General features: G+C 75.7%; 1 protein-coding gene. It reads left to right on the forward strand.

Annotation, left to right across the window (positions count from 1 at the left end; translation table 11 throughout):
- Positions 1-779: RNB domain-containing ribonuclease (locus CCN42_RS39225; RefSeq protein ID WP_143662197.1), on the forward strand; the 779-nt coding region annotated here is incomplete at both ends.

The following is a 779-nucleotide window of genomic DNA, read 5'->3' on the forward strand; positions in this document are numbered from 1 at the left end:
CCCTCGGCGAGGCCGCCGCCAGCCTGCTCCCCGACGGCCCCCGCCCCGCCGTGCTCTGGACCATCGACCTCGACGCCGACGGCCGTACCCTCGCCGTCGATGTCCGCCGCGCCCTCGTCCGCAGCCGCGCCAGACTCGACTACGCCTGGGTCCAACGGCGGATCGACGAAGGGCGGGCGGAGGAACCGGTCGCCCTGCTGAGGACGATCGGCCTGCTCCGCGAACGCCTGGAGCTCGAACGCGGCGGAATCTCCCTCAACGTCCCCGAACAGGAGATCGTCCCGCGCGACGGCGGCTACGGACTGGAGTACCGGGCACCCCTCCCCGCGGACGGCTGGAACGCCCAGATCTCCCTCCTCACCGGCATGGCGGCGGCCGACCTCATGCTCGCCCACGGCACCGGCGTCCTGCGCACCCTGCCCGCGGCCCCCGACGGCGCCGTGGGCCGCCTGCGCCACACCGCCCACGCCCTGCGCATCGACTGGCCGCACCACGTCTCCTACGCCGACCTGGTCCGCTCCCTCGACCCGCACCGCCCCCACCACGCCGCCTTCCTCCTGGAGTGCACCACCCTCCTGCGCGGCGCCGGTTACACCGTCTTCCGCGACGGCGCCCTCCCTCCCCTCACCACCCACTCCGCCGTCGCCGCCGCCTACACCCACTGCACCGCCCCCCTGCGCCGCCTCGCCGACCGCTACACCAGCGAACCCTGCCTCGCCGCGGTGTCCGGCGACGCCCCGCCCGACTGGGTGCTCCCCGCCCTCGACGCACTGCCCGCC

The organism is Streptomyces glaucescens (assembly GCF_002154375.1).
Lineage (GTDB): Bacteria > Actinomycetota > Actinomycetes > Streptomycetales > Streptomycetaceae > Streptomyces > Streptomyces glaucescens.